We start from the raw sequence: 15,377 nt of genomic DNA, 5'->3' as shown, positions 1-15,377 counted from the left end.
CGTTCGTGTCGAGCGAAGTCGAGACACGCCAACACAGCGCCAGACGTGTCTCGACTTCGCTCGACACGAACGGACATTGGATCATCCGGTAGCCATGCCTCCACTCGTCAAAATCTGCGGCCTCAAGACGTCCGAAGAGGTCGAGGCCGCCATCCGTCACGGCGCCACGCACATCGGTCTCAATCATTACGAACCCAGCCCGCGCTACGTCGATCTCGACACCGCGGCCGAGTTGCGCAAGCAGGCCGCCGCGGGCGGCGTCAAGGTCGCACTCCTGCTCGTCAACGCGGGGCCGCAACTCACCGGCGCCGCATGGAGCGCGGTGCGGCCTGACATCCTCCAGTTCCACGGCAACGAGACCCCCGAGTGGATCAACGCGGTCAAGACGAACACCAAGACCGAGGCGTGGAAGGCGGTCGGGCTGAAGGATGCGGGGACGCTGACGCGCTCGCTGCAATATGAGGGCGTCGTCGACCGGCTGCTCTTCGATGCCCCCGCGCAGGCGATGCCGGGCGGGACCGGCACGCGCTTCGACTGGTCGCTGCTCGTCGGGCATCGGCATAGCATCGATTGGGGCATCGCGGGCGGGCTGACCCCCGCCAATGTCGCGCAGGCGATCGCCGAGACCGCGGCGCCGCTCGTCGACGTCTCCTCCGGGGTCGAGAGCGCGCCGGGCGTCAAGGATGTGGACAAGATCGCCGCTTTCCTTAAAGCGGCGGGCCGATGACACACGCACCCAACAGCCTTCGCACCGGCCCCGACGAGCGCGGCCATTTCGGCCAGTTTGGCGGGCGCTACGTCGCCGAAACGCTGATGCCGCTGATCCTCGACCTCGAGCGCGAATATCGCGCGGCGCAGGCCGACCCGGCGTTCAAGGCCGAATTCGACGATCTGCTGAAGAATTATGTCGGTCGCCCGAGCCCCTTGTGGCTTGCGCAGCGCCTGACCGATCACCTCGGCGGGGCGAAGATTTACCTCAAGCGCGAGGACCTCAACCACACCGGCGCGCACAAGATCAACAATTGCATCGGCCAGATCCTGCTCGCGAAAAGGATGGGCAAGCAAAAGATCATCGCCGAGACCGGCGCCGGCCAGCATGGCGTCGCGACCGCAACCGTCGCGGCGCTGTTCGGCCTGCCCTGCACGATCTTCATGGGCGCGGTCGACGTCGCGCGGCAGCAGCCGAACGTGTTCCGCATGAAGCTGCTCGGCGCCGAGGTGGTCGCGGTCGAGAGCGGCGCAAAAACGCTCAAGGATGCGATGAACGAGGCGCTGCGCCACTGGGTCGCGAACGTCCACGACACCTTCTACATCATCGGCACCGTCGCCGGGCCGCACCCTTATCCCGAACTCGTTCGCGATTTCCAGTCGGTGATCGGCGACGAAGCGCGGGCGCAGATATTGGAGGCCGAGGGCCGCCTGCCCGACATGCTGATCGCCCCCGTCGGCGGCGGATCGAACGCGATCGGGCTGTTCCATCCGTTTCTGGATGACGACGGCGTCGAGATCGTCGGCGTTGAAGCGGCGGGCGAAGGGCTGGACGGCAAGCATGCCGCGAGCCTTGCCGGCGGGCGGCCGGGCATCCTGCACGGCAACAAGACCTATCTGCTCCAGGACGAGGACGGCCAGATCACAGAGGCGCACAGCATCTCCGCCGGCCTGGATTATCCGGGCATCGGCCCCGAACATAGCTGGCTCCACGACATCGGCCGCGTCCGCTACGAACCCGTCACCGATGCCGAGGCGCTGGCGAGCTTCCAGAAGCTCACCAAGCTCGAAGGCATCATCCCCGCGCTCGAAAGCGCCCACGCCATCGCCGCCGCCGAACGCATCGCGCCGACGCTCGGCAAGGACAAGATCATCATCGTCAACTGCTCGGGCCGCGGGGACAAGGACATCTTCACCGTCGCCGACGCGCTGGGGGTGAAGCTGTGAAGGTCGGACTCGACGATTTCACCGGGCGCCTGCGCAACGCGATGGCCGAAGCGGCAGCGAGCTATGGAGTCGCCCCTCCTTCGCCCGATGCCATCGTCGAATTGCACCTTCACGGCATGCACGATCACTCGATCGCAGAAGCGGCAGAAGAACTGTTTCTGGGCGAGCAGCAATTCTACAAATGCATCGACGTGTCGGTCCATCCGAAGCGCAGCCCGGACGTGTTTTTTGTGAGGGCAAGCGGCCATACACCCTGCCCACGGGAGGAAACCATGCACGCCGCGTCGTCCGGCCCCTTTCATGTGATCATGCCCGCATGACTCGCTTCTCCACCGCCTTCGCCAAGCCGCGTAGCGCCCTTGTCGCCTTCATCACCGCAAGCGATGGCAACACCGCCGCGAACCTCGACGCGCTCGTCGCGGGGGGGGCCGATGTGATCGAGCTCGGCATGCCCTTTACCGACCCGATGGCCGATGGCCCCGCGATCCAGGCCGCGAATTTGCGCAGCCTCGCCAAGGGGACGACCACCGCCGATATCTTCGCGATGGCGACGGCTTTCCGTGCACGCCATCCCGACACCCCGCTCGTCCTGATGGGTTATGCGAACCCGATGACGGTGCGCGGCGCCGACTGGTTCGCCGCCGAATGCGCGAAGGCCGGGGTCGACGGGATCATCTGCGTCGACATCCCGTCGGAGGAAGACCCCGAACTCGGCCCCGCGCTGCGCGCCGCCGGGGTCGACCTGATCCGCCTCGCGACGCCGACCACCGACCCCGCGCGCCTGCCCGCCGTCCTCGATGGCGCGGGCGGTTTCCTCTATTATGTCAGCGTCGCCGGCATCACCGGCCAGCAACAGGCCGCGCAGGCGAGCATCGACGAAGCGGTCGCGCGCCTGAAAGCCGCCACCGACCTGCCCGTCGCCGTCGGCTTCGGCGTCCGCACCCCCGACCAGGCTGCGCAAATCGCCAAGGTCGCCGACGGCGTCGTCGTCGGTTCGGCGTTCATCGACATCATTGCCGAGCATGGCGACGCCGCCGCGCCTTATGTCGAGGCCTTCACCCGCACCCTCGCCGATGCTATTCATAGCGCCAAGGAGATCGCCGCATGAGCTGGCTCGAACGCGTCCGCAACGCCCTGCCCTTCGCCGCAAAGCGCGATACCGCCGACAACCTCTGGCACAAATGCCGCGAATGCCAGCAGATGGTGTTCGTCAAGGAGTGGGCCGACAATCTCAACGTCTGCCCGCGCTGCGACCATCATGATCGCATCGGCGCCAGCGAGCGGTTCCTGCAATTGTTCGACGGCGGCCTGCACGAGATCCTCGCCGCGCCGCCGGCGCCCGAGGACCCGCTGAAGTTCCGCGACACCAAGAAATATGTCGACCGCATCAAGGCGGCGCGCGCCTCGACCGGCGACCGCGACGCGTATCAGAACGCCTTCGGGCGGATCGGCGGGCATCCCGCGGTCGTCGGCGTCCAGGATTTCGCCTTCATGGGCGGATCGATGGGGGTCGCGGTGGGCGAAGCCTTTGTCGCCGGGGTCGAGGAATCGATGCGGCGCGGTGCGCCCTATATCGCGATCACCGCCGCGGGCGGCGCGCGGATGCAGGAAGGCACGCTGTCGCTGATGCAGATGCCGCGCGCCACCGTCGCGCTCGCGCGGCTGCGGCGGGCGGGATTGCCCTATATCGTGCTGCTGACCGACCCGACGACCGGCGGGGTCACCGCGAGCTATGCGATGCTCGGCGATGTCCAGATCAGCGAGCCCAAGGCACTGATCGGCTTTGCAGGTCAGCGCGTGATCGAGAATACGATCCGCGAAAAATTGCCCGAAGGCTTCCAACGTGCCGAATATCTGCTCGATCACGGGATGATCGACATGGTCGTGCACCGCAAGGAATTGCCCGCGACGCTGGGCCGACTGATCGGATATCTGGCGCCCGAGAAGGCGGCCTGACGACCACAGCATCGTCATTGCGAGCGAAGCGAAGCAATCCAGGGCGGTTTTATGCGACACTGGATTGCTTCGCTTCGCTCGCAATGACGATGTAATTTAGAGCAACGATCATGCCCGACCACGCGCACAGCGCCGATCCCGCCGTCCAGGCCCAGCTCGACCGCCTCACCGCGCTGTCGCCGGGGCGCGACATCCTCGGCCTCGACCGCATCGCCGAGATTTGCGCACGCCTCGGCAATCCGCAGAATAGCCTCCCGCGAACCTTCCATGTCGCGGGCACCAACGGCAAGGGTTCGACCTGCGCCTATCTCCGCGCGATCCTCGAAGCGCAGGGACGCCGCGTGCACAGCTACACCAGCCCGCATCTCGTGCGCTTCAACGAGCGCATCCGGATCGCGGGAACGCTGATCGACGACGCTGCTCTCGCGTCGCTGCTCGAAGAGGTGCTCGACGTCGCGCACGACCTGCGGGCGAGCTTCTTCGAGATCACGACAGCCGCCGCCTTCCTCGCCTTCGCGCGGACCCCCGCCGACGACTGCATCATCGAGGTCGGGCTCGGCGGGCGGCTCGATGCGACCAATGTCATCCCGGCGCCCGCGGTGTGCGGCATCGCCTCGCTCGGCATCGACCATGAGGCGTTCCTGCTCGCGCCCGAGGCGGGCACGCCCGGCGATCCCGCCGTCCGCATCGCGTGGGAAAAGGCCGGCATCTTCAAGCCCGGCGCGGCGCTCGCGACGCTCGCTTATCCCGAACCGCTTATGCGCATCATCGGGGATCGCGCCGAAGCCGTTGGCGGTTCGCTGTTTTCCGAAGGGCGCGACTGGAGCATCGAGACACAGGACGAAGGCTTTCGCTGGACCTCGAAATTCGGCTCGATCGCCGCCCTGCTCGAAACGCGGATGGCCGGCGCGCACCAGCAGCGCAACGCAGGCCTCGCGATCGCGATGCTCAACATCGCCCCGCATCCGCGCCCTGACGAGGCCGCGGTGGCGCAAGGCGTCGCCATCGCCTTCTGGCCGGGCCGGATGCAGAAGCTCGCCGACGGCCCGCTCACCCGCCTTCTACCCGCCGGCACGACCGCCTGGCTCGACGGCGGTCACAATCCCGACGCCGGCAACGCGCTCGGGCGCGCGCTGGAGGACCATGCGCCGCTCCACATCGTCTGCGGCCTGCTGAGCAACAAGGACGCGACGGGCTTCCTGCGACCCTTCGCCAACCGCATCGCATCATTCCAGGCGGTGCCGATTCCGGGACACGAGCATCACGATCCCAAGGATCTCTGTCATTGGGTGCAGAGCGATCTGGGGATCATCGACGCACAGCCCTGCGCCGATGTCGTGGCGGCGCTGCGTCATATCGCGGCGCACCGACCGCCGGGCGAGGTGCTGATCTGCGGGTCGCTGTACCTCGCGGGGGTGGTGCTGGGCGCCAATGGCGAAGTGCCGATTTGAGGGGCGGTTTGCGGGAGGGATTCAATGCCATCTCCCATTTCCGTTCGTGTCGAGCGTAGTCGAGACACGCTTGGGGAGCGCCGGCCTTCAGGGTGTCTCGACTACGCTCGACACGAACGGGATTTATGGGGCGACTTGACGACGAACGCCCAAAAGCCGCCCTAGCCCAGCTCGGCCAGCATCCGCTTTGCCCAGTCATACATGTCGGCGTTGGCCTTGAGCATCGCCGGCGGGGTGCGCTTCTTGCGCATCTCGACCTCGTTCAGCATCGCCCGGGCTCCCACCTTGTCGCCGCCCGCAATGAGCAGCCCCGCGATCCGGCAGCGCACCTCGTCGCCGGGCACGCGGTCGACGATGCCGCGATACAGCGTCAGCGCCTCGACGCTGCGCCCGTCGAGTTCGGCGACCTTCGCGCGCAGCAGATCGCGCCGATCGCGTTCGGATTGCGATCCGGTTTCGGGTAGCCGGTCGAGCGCCGCCAGCGCATCGACGACGAGACCGGCCTCATAGGCCGCCTCGGCGATCCGCATCCCGATCGCGCGGTCGACGTGCGGCGACATGCGCTCGGCCTCGCGAAACTGTTTCAAGGCCTCGTCATAGCGTTCGCGGATCATCAGCGCGTCGCCATATTCCAGCCGGTTGGCGATCGTGTCGCTGAACGCGACCGCGTCGCGCGCGTCGCGCACCCGGCGTTCGGGATCGATGCTGTCGGCGATATTCGCCCGCACCTGCCGCACCCGCCGGTCGCGCGACAGGTTCGGCATGATCTCGACAATGAAATAGGCGAGCATGCCGATCATCGGCAGGAAGGCGATCGCCATCACCCAGGCGGTGTTGCGCCCGTTGCGGAAGACATGGACGATGCAGGCGACCTGCAGCGCGATGGTGACGCCGATCCAGAGCATGGTCAGCCCACCGGCTTGGGAGCGGCTTCCTGGTCAACGTCCACCTTGCCGGCTGTGCCAACCGACAGGTCGACCAGCCCGCTGCGCATCATCCACCAGAACAGCAATATTCCCGGCAACGCCGCGACGACGGTGAAGAGGTAGAAGTTCACATTGCCGAACTCCTCCATCATCGTACCCGCGGTCGTACCCGTCAGGAAGCGCCCGACCACGCTCGCCGCCGAGCTGATCAGCGCATAGTGCGCGGCGGTGAAGCGGAGGTCGCACAGGGCCGAGAAATAGGCGACGACCACAACGCCGCCGATCCCGCTCGCGATATTCTCGAAGCCAATCGCGCCCGCAAGGCCCCAATTGCTGTGCCCCGCCATCGCGAGCAGCGCGAAACTGAAATTGCTCACCGCCATCAGGATCAGGCTGATCAGCACCGACTTCTTCATGCCGAGCCGGGCATAGAGGATGCCGCCGATGAAAATGCCGATCAGATAAGCCCAGAAACCGATACCGACGTCATAGATGGCGATCTCGTCGTTGCTGAATCCCAGGTCGTCGAGCAGCAGGCGCAGCGTCAGCTGGCCCAGCGTGTCGCCGATCTTGTGAAGAAGGATGAACAGCAGCACCAGCCACGCACCATGGCGGCTGAAAAATTCGGTGAACGGGCCGATGATACCGGCGACGATGCCGGGACGCCCCTCGCGGGTCACCGCGTCGCGGTGTCGCTCGGGTTCGCCGACCCAGAAGGCGGCGATCACGGCCGGCAGGGCGAACAGCGCGCAGGCCAGATAAGCCGCTTCCCACCCCTGTCGTGCCGCCAGAAACAGCGCCAGCCCGCCCGCGCCTGCGGAACCCAGCCGCCAGCCATATTGCGACATGCCCGACCCGACGCCAAGCTGTTCGGGCTTGAGAATCTCGATGCGATAGGCGTCGATGACGACGTCGAACGTCGCGCCGGCAAAGCCGACGAGGACGGCACCGACGGCCATTTCGAACAGCGCGGCGAATTCGCCTTCGTGACCAAGTCCGAACAATTGCATGAATTGGCCCACCGGCGACCCACCGACGTTGGTTGGATCGACCAGCGCGAGGTTGCCCACCGCGAGCATCACCAGCGCTGCGGTCAGGATCAGCCACGACACGCGCTGACCGAGACGACCGATGACGGGAAGGCGCACCGCATCGACGACCCACGCCCATAGCGGCTTGAGATTATAGACGAGGAACGCGAGCGAAAAGGCGGTGATGGACGATTTCTGAAACCCGTCCTGCGCCAGTCGCGTGGTCAGCGTCGCCCCGATCATCGCAAAGGGAAAGCCCGACGAAATACCGAGCAGCAAGGCAGCCAGCGGTGCGCGCTGAAGATAGGGGCGGATACTGTCCGACCAGTTCTGGCGCGGCGGCGTCACGGTTTCAGGCTGCAAGCTCGTCTCCCCTTCCCGCCACGCGGAACCTCGAAGACGGGCCTAAAGCCTCGGGGTCAAATTGGAAGCGCCTATTTGGCGGCCCAGCGCTGAACCGTTCGGCTTACGCCGCCTCGGGCCGCCAATAGGTGGTCAGCCCGCTCACCTTGCGCGGCGGCGCCTCGTTCTTGCAGCTCATCGCCTCGAGCGCCCGCAGCGCCGCGACCAGCGCCGACGCGCTGTGTGGCTTGTTCAGGCAGGCGAGCGCGATGTCGGCGGCATCCTCGGGGCATTGGCCGGTCACCAGCAGCACCGCGATGCCGCGATCGCGCGCCAGCCGCGCGACGTCGCGCCCGGTCATGTCGCCCGCGAGTCCGAGGTCGAGCACCAGCGCGTCGATCTGTTCGACCGCCATCAGCGCCACCGCCGCCTCCCCCGAATCGACCGAGGCGATCACGTCGTAACCGCTGTGTTTCAGCGTCCGCTCATTGTCGAACGCGACCAGCGGGTCATCCTCGATGACCAGCAGCCGCTTGATGCACGACGGGCGGGGCGCGAACAGCATGATGACTCCCTTTATCGGCGACATGACGCGCTGATACCCTTCCTGCAAGCCGGCTTTTGCGCACCATCGACGAAGCGGTGCATTTCCGGCTATGAGCGTGGTCACAGCGCAACACTTTGCCCCGAATAACGACAAGAAAGCCGTTTCCGTTCCCATGAAATCACCCCGCCCTCCCCGATCGGGACCGCGCACCGCGCGCCCCGCCGACGACAAGCCCGACGCCCCCCGCGGGCGCCGCGCCGCGCGCGTCGCCGCGCCCCCGCGCAAAGCCAGGGAGGCCGAGCCCGAGCATGAGGACGGCCCGCAGCGCATCGCCAAGCTGCTCGCCCGCGCCGGCGTCGGGTCGCGCCGCGACGTCGAACGTATGGTCGAGGAAGGGCGCATCGCGCTCAACGGCCAGATCGTGGTCCACCCGGCGCCGCTGCTGACCTCGCTCGAAGGGCTGACCGTCGACGGCAATCCGGTCGCCAAGCCGGTGTCGACGCGCCTCTATCGTTTTCACAAGCCCGCGGGCTGCATCACCGCGGCGCGCGATCCCAAGGGGCGCAAGACGATCTATGATCTGCTGCCCAAGGGCCTACCGCGCGTCATGCCAGTCGGCCGCCTCGACTATAACACCGAGGGGCTGCTGCTGCTGACCAACGACGGCGAGTTCAAGCGCCAGCTCGAACTGCCCGCCAGCGGGGTCGAACGCACCTATCGCGCCCGCGCCTTTGGCGAGATCAGCCAGACGCAGCTCGAGGAACTGGCGATGGGGATCGAGATCGAGGGCGTCCGCTATGGCAAGATCATCGCCAACCTCGAACGCCGCACCGGGCGCAACCAGTGGGTCGAAATGACGCTGACCGAGGGCAAGAATCGCGAAGTGCGCAAGGTGCTCGAACATTTCGGGCTGCAAGTCAGCCGCCTGATCCGCACCCGTTACGGCGAGTTCAGCCTCGAAGGGCTTGGCATGGGCGACGTCGACGTCGTGCCGCGCGACGATCTGTTCAAATTCCGCCGCCACCTCGGTTCGGGCAAGCCCTGATGCGTGTGATTTCGGGAGAATGGCGCGGCCGCAAGCTGATCGCGCCCAAGGGCGACGCCACGCGGCCGACCGCCGACCGCACGCGCGAGACCCTGTTCTCGATGCTCGCGAGCCGCCTCGGCAGCTTCGAAGGGCTTTATGTCGCCGACCTGTTCGCGGGATCGGGCGCGCTCGGCATCGAGGCGCTGTCGCGCGGCGCCGAGCATTGCCTGTTCGCCGAGCAGGACCGCGACGCGCTCGACGCGTTGAAGGGCAATCTCGCCGCGCTTGGCGCCGCCGCGCGTGCGGATGTGCGCGCCGGATCGGTGCTCAGCCTCGGCCCGGCGAAACGCAGCTACGACCTGCTGCTGCTCGACGCCCCATACGCCACCGGCGCCGGCAGCGTCGCGCTCGACAAATTGAACCGCCTCGGCTGGATCGCGCCCGAGACCTGGGTTTCGGTCGAAACCGGCGAGAAGGAGGCCGTCGAGGTCGCGGGCTTCGAGATCGATGCCGAACGCAAGGTTGGCAAAGCGAAGCTGACGCTGCTCCGCTCCGTCTAAGTCCTCCCTGCGGCGTAGCCGTGGGGAGGATTCAGGATGGGCGCCCGCGCACCATCGTCAGCCCGCCGAAACTGATCACTCCGGCGAGCGCGAGATACAGCCCGACCGCCGCCGTCCCGCGCCAGTCGCCGAGCGCCTGCGCGACGATCGGCGCCGCCGCGCCGCCCAATATGCCACCCGCGTTGAAGGTCATCGACGCGCCGGTGTAACGCACTTCGACCGGGAACAGCCCGGTCAGCCAGGCGCCGAGCGGGCCATAGACCAGCCCCATCACGAACAGCGCCGACGCAAGCCCGACGAAGATCAGCCACCACGATCCCGACGCCAGCGCCGGCCCGAACAGGAAGCCGATCAGGATCGTCGCCCCGCAGCCCCAGGTCAGCACCTTCTGCGCGCTTGCCGCGTCGCTCCAGTACCCGGCGACGATAATCCCTACCGCCATGAACAGGATCGCGCCGAGCTGGATCAGCAGGAACTGCTCCTTCGGATAACCGAGCGTCGTCGTCCCATGCGCGAGCGCGAAGCTGGTCGAGAGATAGAAGATCGCGAAACAGGCGACGACCGCAAAGGTCCCCGCGAGGGTCGGCAGCAGATGGCGATTCAGGAGTTCGCCGATCGGGACGCCGACGGGCCGATCCTGTTCGAGCGCCTCGGCGAAATCGGGGGTCTCGCCGATCTTGAGCCGCACCCACAGCCCGAGCCCGACGAGGATCGCCGAGAGCAGGAAGGGGATGCGCCATCCCCATGAAGCGAACTCGGCATCGCTCATGCCCAGCCCGAGCAGCAGGAACAGGCCATTCGCCGCGATGAACCCCACCGGCGCGCCCAATTGCGGCACCATGCCGAAACGCGCGCGCCAGCCCGGCGGCGCATTCTCGACCGCGAGCAACGCCGCCCCGCCCCACTCGCCGCCGAGCCCGAACCCCTGACCGAAGCGCAGGATGCACAGCAGCAACGGCGCGACCCACCCGACCATCGCATAGGTCGGCAGGAAAGCGATCAGCAGCGTCGAAATGCCCATCAGCATCAGCGACGCCACCAGCGTCGACTTGCGCCCGATCCGGTCGCCATAATGGCCGAACACCACCGCCCCGACGGGCCGCGCGAAAAAGGCGAGGCCGAAGCTCATGAAGCTCAGCATCAGCTGCGCCGACGGCGATTCGGACGGAAAGAAGAGCGGCCCGAACACCAAAGCCGCGGCGGTGCCGTAGATGTAGAAATCGTAGAATTCGACCGCGGTGCCGACGAGGCTCGCGGTCAGGATGCGCCGATGCTTGCGATAGGGTGCCAGATCCATGGCGACCAACCCCTCCCCTCTTGGTTTTCGCTGCCTTGAACGGCGACGCCCTCTCGATGCAAGCGATATTCCCTGCGTCCCGGTCAATTCTCCCATCGCAGGAAGATGGCGGTAAAGGTCAGCGTGTCGATCACGCCGTGCAACAGGATCATCGGCCATAGATTGCGCTTGAACAGCAGGAACATCGTCCCGAACGCCAGCCCGATCCCGAAGGTCACCACCGCGCCGCGCCAGCCCTGGTAATAATAATGGCCATAGCCGAAGATCAGCGCCGGAACGACGACCGCCAGTACAGACGCCAGTACCGGCGCCAACCGACCTCCGCCGAACAACCTATGCAGCCGCGTGATCAGATAGCCGCGAAAGAACATCTCCTCGCCAAAGGCAGCGGCGGTCCAGACGATGGCGAGCCACAACAGGAAATGCGGCACGCTCCCGGCAACCTCGCCCCAGCGCCCTTCGACGCCTGATGGCACTTCCTTCAGGAAGCCGAGCCCGACCGCCGGGCCAGCGATCGTCGTCAGCGCGACCACCACGGCAAAGGCGACCAAGGTCAGCCCGGCCTTGGGCAGCACCATCAACTTCGCTTTCCATCCGGGCAGCGGCACCAGCCCCATCGCCGACCATCCGGTCCCGTTCGCGCGCAGGTAAAGCGTCAGCAGGGCCAGCGTCAGCAACAGCGACACCGGGCCGGCGTACCGCCAGAAGATCAGGCTGAGCAGATATTTCGACAGCAACGCAAAGCCGACAAAGCCCGCGATCTCGGCGGCGAGGGCTAGGCGCGACGGCAGCGGGTCGATATCGGCAGCGGTGGCGGTGTGCATCTCCACCAACTGTATTATCTGTGTAACACTGTCAAGCGGGGCCGCCTCAGCGGCTCGGCTCCGCCATCCGCGCGCGCAACCGCTGCAACTCCTGCCCCGTCACCGGCGGCCGCGATGCCGCGCCCTCGCCCTCGCGCAGACGCTTGCGGTCCTTCTCCGACGGCTCGACGCGGCGGACGCGCACCGCGGCATGACCCTGCGCCTTGATGCCGAGTTCCTCGGCGGCGCCGCGCGACAGGTCGATGATCCGGCCCTGCGCAAAGGGTCCGCGATCGTTGACCCGCACGATGATCCGGCGGCCGCTGTCGAGCGCGGTCACCTCGACATAGGTCGGCAGCGGCAGCGTGGTGTGCGCGGCGGTGATCCAGCCGGGCCGGAATTGCTCGCCATTGGCGGTGCGGTTGCCCGATTCGTTGCCGTACCAGCTGGCGTAGCCGACCGCGTCATAACCCGGCGCGGCGGCGGGCACATAGGTGGTGCCGCGAACCGCATAAGCCGGGCCGATCCGCACCGGCGTGTCGCTGACCGGACGAAAATTGCCGCCGGCGCAGGCGGTCAGCAGCAGGGCCGCCGATGCCGTGCCCGTCAGCCGGAGTATGGGATAGGCTCGCATCGGGGTGACGGTAGAGGCGAAGATGGCCGGGATAAAGAGGGAGGTTGGGTTTGAAAACCACGCTCAATTTCCGTTCGTGTCGAGCGAAGTCGAGACACCCATCGGGAGTGCGTGCCTTCGGGGTGTTTCGACTTCGCTCGACACGAACGGGGTTGGAGGGCGGCGCGGGCATAGCGATCCTCCCCGTGCCGGGGAGGATCGCTATGCCCGCCACCGATCGCCGGCGATCACCCCCGCAACCAAATCCACCCCTCCCCGCTGGACAGCGCGCGCGCTGTTCCCTAATCGTTCGCGCGTGAACGATACCCCTGCCTCGATGCCCGACCTCGCCCGCCCCGCCCCCTCGGACCCGCCCTATCTGCGCGGCCTCAACGGCCCTCAGCGGCAGGCGGTGCTGACCACCGAAGGCCCGGTGCTGATGCTCGCGGGTGCGGGCACCGGCAAGACCGCGGCGCTCACCGCCCGCCTCGCGCATATCATCGCGACGCGCCGCGCCTGGCCCTCCGAAATCCTCGCGGTCACCTTCACCAACAAGGCGGCGCGCGAGATGCGCGAGCGGATCGGACGGATGATCGGCGACGCGGTCGAGGGCATGCCCTGGCTCGGCACCTTCCACAGCATCGCGGCCAAAATGCTGCGCCGCCACGCCGAACTCGTCGGGCTGCAAAGCAATTTCACCATCCTCGACACCGACGACCAGCTCCGCGTCCTGAAACAGCTGATCCAGGCCGAGGGACTCGACGAGAAGCGCTGGCCGGCACGCCAGCTCGCGGGGCTGATCGACAAGTGGAAGAACCGCGGGCTCGTCCCGTCCGACCTCGACGCCGCCGACAAGGAAGCCTGGGCCGATGGCAAGGGCCAGCATTTCTATGCGCTCTATCAGGCGCGACTGAAGACGCTCAACGCCTGCGACTTCGGCGACCTGCTGCTCCACATGCTGGTGATCCTCAAGACCCACCGCGACGTGCTCGAGCAGTATCAGGACCGCTTCAAATATATCCTCGTCGACGAATATCAGGACACCAACGCCAGCCAATATCTGTGGCTGCGGCTCCTCGCGCAATCGCGCAAGAATATCTGCGTCGTCGGCGATGACGACCAGTCGGTGTACAGCTGGCGCGGCGCCGAGGTCGCGAATATCCTTCGCTTCGACAAGGATTTCCCCGGCGCCACCGTGATCCGCCTCGAACAAAATTACCGCTCGACGCCGCAGATCCTCGCCGCCGCATCGGCGCTGATCGCGCAGAACAGCGGCCGCCTTGGCAAGACTTTGTGGACCGAACTCGAGCCGGGCGACAAGGTCCGCGTCGTCGGCGTCTGGGACGGCCCCGAGGAGGCGCGCCGCGTCGGCGAGGAACTCGAAACGCTCCAGCACCGCCGCGTCTCGCTCGACCGCGCCGCGATCCTCGTCCGCGCCCAGTTTCAGACCCGCGAGTTCGAAGACCGCTTCATCGCGATCGGCATGCCGTATCGCATCGTCGGCGGTTTCCGCTTCTACGAACGCGCCGAAATCCGCGACGCGCTCGCCTATCTGCGCCTCGTCCAGTCGCCCGCCGACGACCTTGCCTTCGAACGCATCGTCAACGTGCCGAAACGCGGGCTTGGCGACAAGGCGATCCAGCGCATCCACCAGTTCGCGCGCGCCGAACGCAGCCCGCTGCTCCAGGCCGCGGCGCAGATCACCGAGACCGACGAACTCACCCCGCAGGCGCGGCGCCAGCTCGCCACGTTCGTCGCGCAGATGCGCGGCTGGCGGACCAAGGCGAACGACCTGTCGCACCCCGAATTGACCCAGCTGATCCTCGACGAATCGGGCTATACCGCGATGCTGCAGGCCGACCGCAGCGTCGAAGCCGCGGGCCGCCTCGAAAACCTCTCCGAACTCGTCCGCGCGATGGAGGAATATGAGTCGCTCGAGGCGTTCCTCGAACATGTCAGCCTCGTCATGGACCGCGACAATGACGACACGACCGAGACGGTGACGATCATGACGATCCACGCCGCCAAGGGGCTGGAGTTCGACCATGTATTCCTTGCGGGGTGGGAAGACGGCGTTTTCCCGTCGCAGCGCTCGATGGACGAGGGCGGCATCGCCAGCCTCGAGGAGGAACGCCGCCTCGCCTATGTCGCGATCACCCGCGCCCGCGTGCGCGCCAGCATCTATCATGCCGCCAACCGCCGCATCTATGGCCAGTGGACAAGCAGCATCCCCAGCCGCTTCATCGCCGAAATTCCGCCCGAACATGTCGACAGCGAAAACAGCTTCGGCGGCGGCCAAAGCCTGTGGCGCGCCAACTGGTCGGCGCAGGGCGATCCGTTCGCGCATGTCGCCGAGCGCAACCCCTCGCGCACGATGACGCGCGGCCCCGCCTGGCAGCGCGCCGTGGCAGGGTCGACGACGGTGACCCGCGCCCCCGCGCCCAGCGAACGCGGCCCCGCCGCCTCGGTTGGCGCCAAACCGCGCGCCGACCTGGCGATCGGCATGCGCGTGTTTCATGAGAAGTTCGGTTACGGCGAAATCATGGACATCGACGGCAACAAGCTGGAGGTCGAATTCGAGTCGGCTGGCAGCAAGAGGGTGCTCGACAGTTTTGTGAAGGCGGCGGGATAGCTTCACGCGGGCGCTTTTGGTGTATGATGGATCGCTGACGTAAATATCCTCCCTGTCGCGCAGCGATGGGGAGGTGGCAGCGGCAAAGCCGCTGACGGAGGGGCCGACGCCGTCACGCGTCGCACAGCCTTTCGGCCCCTCCACCATTCGCTTCGCGAACGGTCCCCCTCCCCATGGCTTCGCCACAGGGAGGATTTCAACGTCCTCCAACGGCGGCGACCACTCCACACAAACCCTATTGTCAACCATATCAGTTA

General features: G+C 66.7%; 15 protein-coding genes. 9 read left to right on the top strand and 6 right to left on the bottom strand.

Going from position 1 to position 15,377, the window contains the following annotated elements:
* Positions 1-94 precede the first annotated feature (94 nt).
* The 6 genes from AC3WS4_RS13225 to AC3WS4_RS13200 all read left to right on the top strand — a co-directional run bounded on the left by AC3WS4_RS13225 (position 95) and on the right by AC3WS4_RS13200 (position 5,342).
* Entirely contained in the window at positions 95-727 is a 633-nt protein-coding gene (locus tag AC3WS4_RS13225; protein ID WP_492739732.1) for a phosphoribosylanthranilate isomerase, read from the top strand.
* Positions 724-1,935: a tryptophan synthase subunit beta gene (gene trpB, locus AC3WS4_RS13220; RefSeq protein ID WP_187141444.1), complete on the top strand. Its 1,212-nt coding sequence runs from the start codon at positions 724-726 to the stop codon at positions 1,933-1,935. Before AC3WS4_RS13225 ends, trpB begins: the two co-directional genes overlap by 4 nt.
* Entirely contained in the window at positions 1,932-2,255 is a 324-nt protein-coding gene (locus AC3WS4_RS13215; RefSeq protein ID WP_492739733.1) for a hypothetical protein, read from the top strand. Before trpB ends, AC3WS4_RS13215 begins: the two co-directional genes overlap by 4 nt.
* A complete protein-coding gene (gene trpA / locus AC3WS4_RS13210; RefSeq protein WP_492739734.1) occupies positions 2,252-3,043 on the top strand; it encodes a tryptophan synthase subunit alpha in 792 nt (263 codons plus the stop codon). Before AC3WS4_RS13215 ends, trpA begins: the two co-directional genes overlap by 4 nt.
* On the top strand, positions 3,040-3,891 hold the full coding sequence (gene accD, locus AC3WS4_RS13205; protein ID WP_056351863.1) for an acetyl-CoA carboxylase, carboxyltransferase subunit beta: 852 nt from the start codon (positions 3,040-3,042) through the stop codon (positions 3,889-3,891). Before trpA ends, accD begins: the two co-directional genes overlap by 4 nt.
* Positions 3,892-4,001: 110 nt before the next feature.
* Complete coding sequence (locus AC3WS4_RS13200; RefSeq protein WP_492739735.1) at positions 4,002-5,342, top strand: bifunctional folylpolyglutamate synthase/dihydrofolate synthase; 1,341 nt, start codon at positions 4,002-4,004, stop codon at positions 5,340-5,342.
* A 161-nt stretch (positions 5,343-5,503) separates the two neighbouring features.
* Here AC3WS4_RS13200 and AC3WS4_RS13195 read toward each other — a convergent pair whose 3' ends face one another.
* From AC3WS4_RS13195 to AC3WS4_RS13185, 3 genes are all read right to left on the bottom strand, one after another.
* A complete protein-coding gene (locus tag AC3WS4_RS13195; protein ID WP_492739736.1) occupies positions 5,504-6,247 on the bottom strand; it encodes a tetratricopeptide repeat protein in 744 nt (247 codons plus the stop codon).
* Between the two features lie 2 nt (positions 6,248-6,249).
* Entirely contained in the window at positions 6,250-7,662 is a 1,413-nt protein-coding gene (locus AC3WS4_RS13190; RefSeq protein ID WP_492739737.1) for an MFS transporter, read from the bottom strand.
* A gap of 103 nt (positions 7,663-7,765) precedes the next feature.
* Positions 7,766-8,206: a response regulator gene (locus AC3WS4_RS13185; RefSeq protein WP_056351872.1), complete on the bottom strand. Its 441-nt coding sequence runs from the start codon at positions 8,204-8,206 to the stop codon at positions 7,766-7,768.
* A 154-nt stretch (positions 8,207-8,360) separates the two neighbouring features.
* On the opposite strand from AC3WS4_RS13185, the gene AC3WS4_RS13180 reads away from it, so the two are divergent.
* On the top strand, positions 8,361-9,233 hold the full coding sequence (locus AC3WS4_RS13180) for a pseudouridine synthase (protein ID WP_492739738.1): 873 nt from the start codon (positions 8,361-8,363) through the stop codon (positions 9,231-9,233).
* Positions 9,233-9,775 (top strand): 16S rRNA (guanine(966)-N(2))-methyltransferase RsmD, encoded by a 543-nt coding sequence (rsmD, locus tag AC3WS4_RS13175; protein WP_492739739.1) that lies wholly within the window; start codon positions 9,233-9,235, stop codon positions 9,773-9,775. The genes AC3WS4_RS13180 and rsmD overlap by 1 nt, the downstream gene beginning before the upstream one ends.
* 31 nt (positions 9,776-9,806) lie before the next feature.
* Here the strand turns inward: rsmD and AC3WS4_RS13170 are convergent, their stop codons facing one another.
* From AC3WS4_RS13170 to AC3WS4_RS13160, 3 genes are all read right to left on the bottom strand, one after another.
* Positions 9,807-11,072, bottom strand: coding sequence for an MFS transporter (locus AC3WS4_RS13170; protein WP_492739740.1), 1,266 nt, complete (start codon positions 11,070-11,072; stop codon positions 9,807-9,809).
* Positions 11,073-11,155: 83 nt separating this feature from the next.
* On the bottom strand, positions 11,156-11,896 hold the full coding sequence (locus AC3WS4_RS13165; RefSeq protein ID WP_492739742.1) for a CPBP family intramembrane glutamic endopeptidase: 741 nt from the start codon (positions 11,894-11,896) through the stop codon (positions 11,156-11,158).
* Positions 11,897-11,942: 46 nt separating this feature from the next.
* Positions 11,943-12,509, bottom strand: a complete 567-nt coding sequence (locus AC3WS4_RS13160) for a septal ring lytic transglycosylase RlpA family protein (RefSeq protein ID WP_492739743.1) — start codon at positions 12,507-12,509, stop codon at positions 11,943-11,945.
* Between the two features lie 316 nt (positions 12,510-12,825).
* On the opposite strand from AC3WS4_RS13160, the gene AC3WS4_RS13155 reads away from it, so the two are divergent.
* Positions 12,826-15,120 (top strand): ATP-dependent helicase, encoded by a 2,295-nt coding sequence (locus AC3WS4_RS13155; RefSeq protein WP_492739794.1) that lies wholly within the window; start codon positions 12,826-12,828, stop codon positions 15,118-15,120.
* Positions 15,121-15,377: the final 257 nt, after the last annotated feature.

The sequence above is a fragment of the Sphingopyxis sp. EU05-FHT14B03 genome (genome assembly GCF_058790875.1).
Note: the sequence above shows the minus strand (reverse complement) of the source record. Positions and strands in the feature narration are given on the sequence as shown.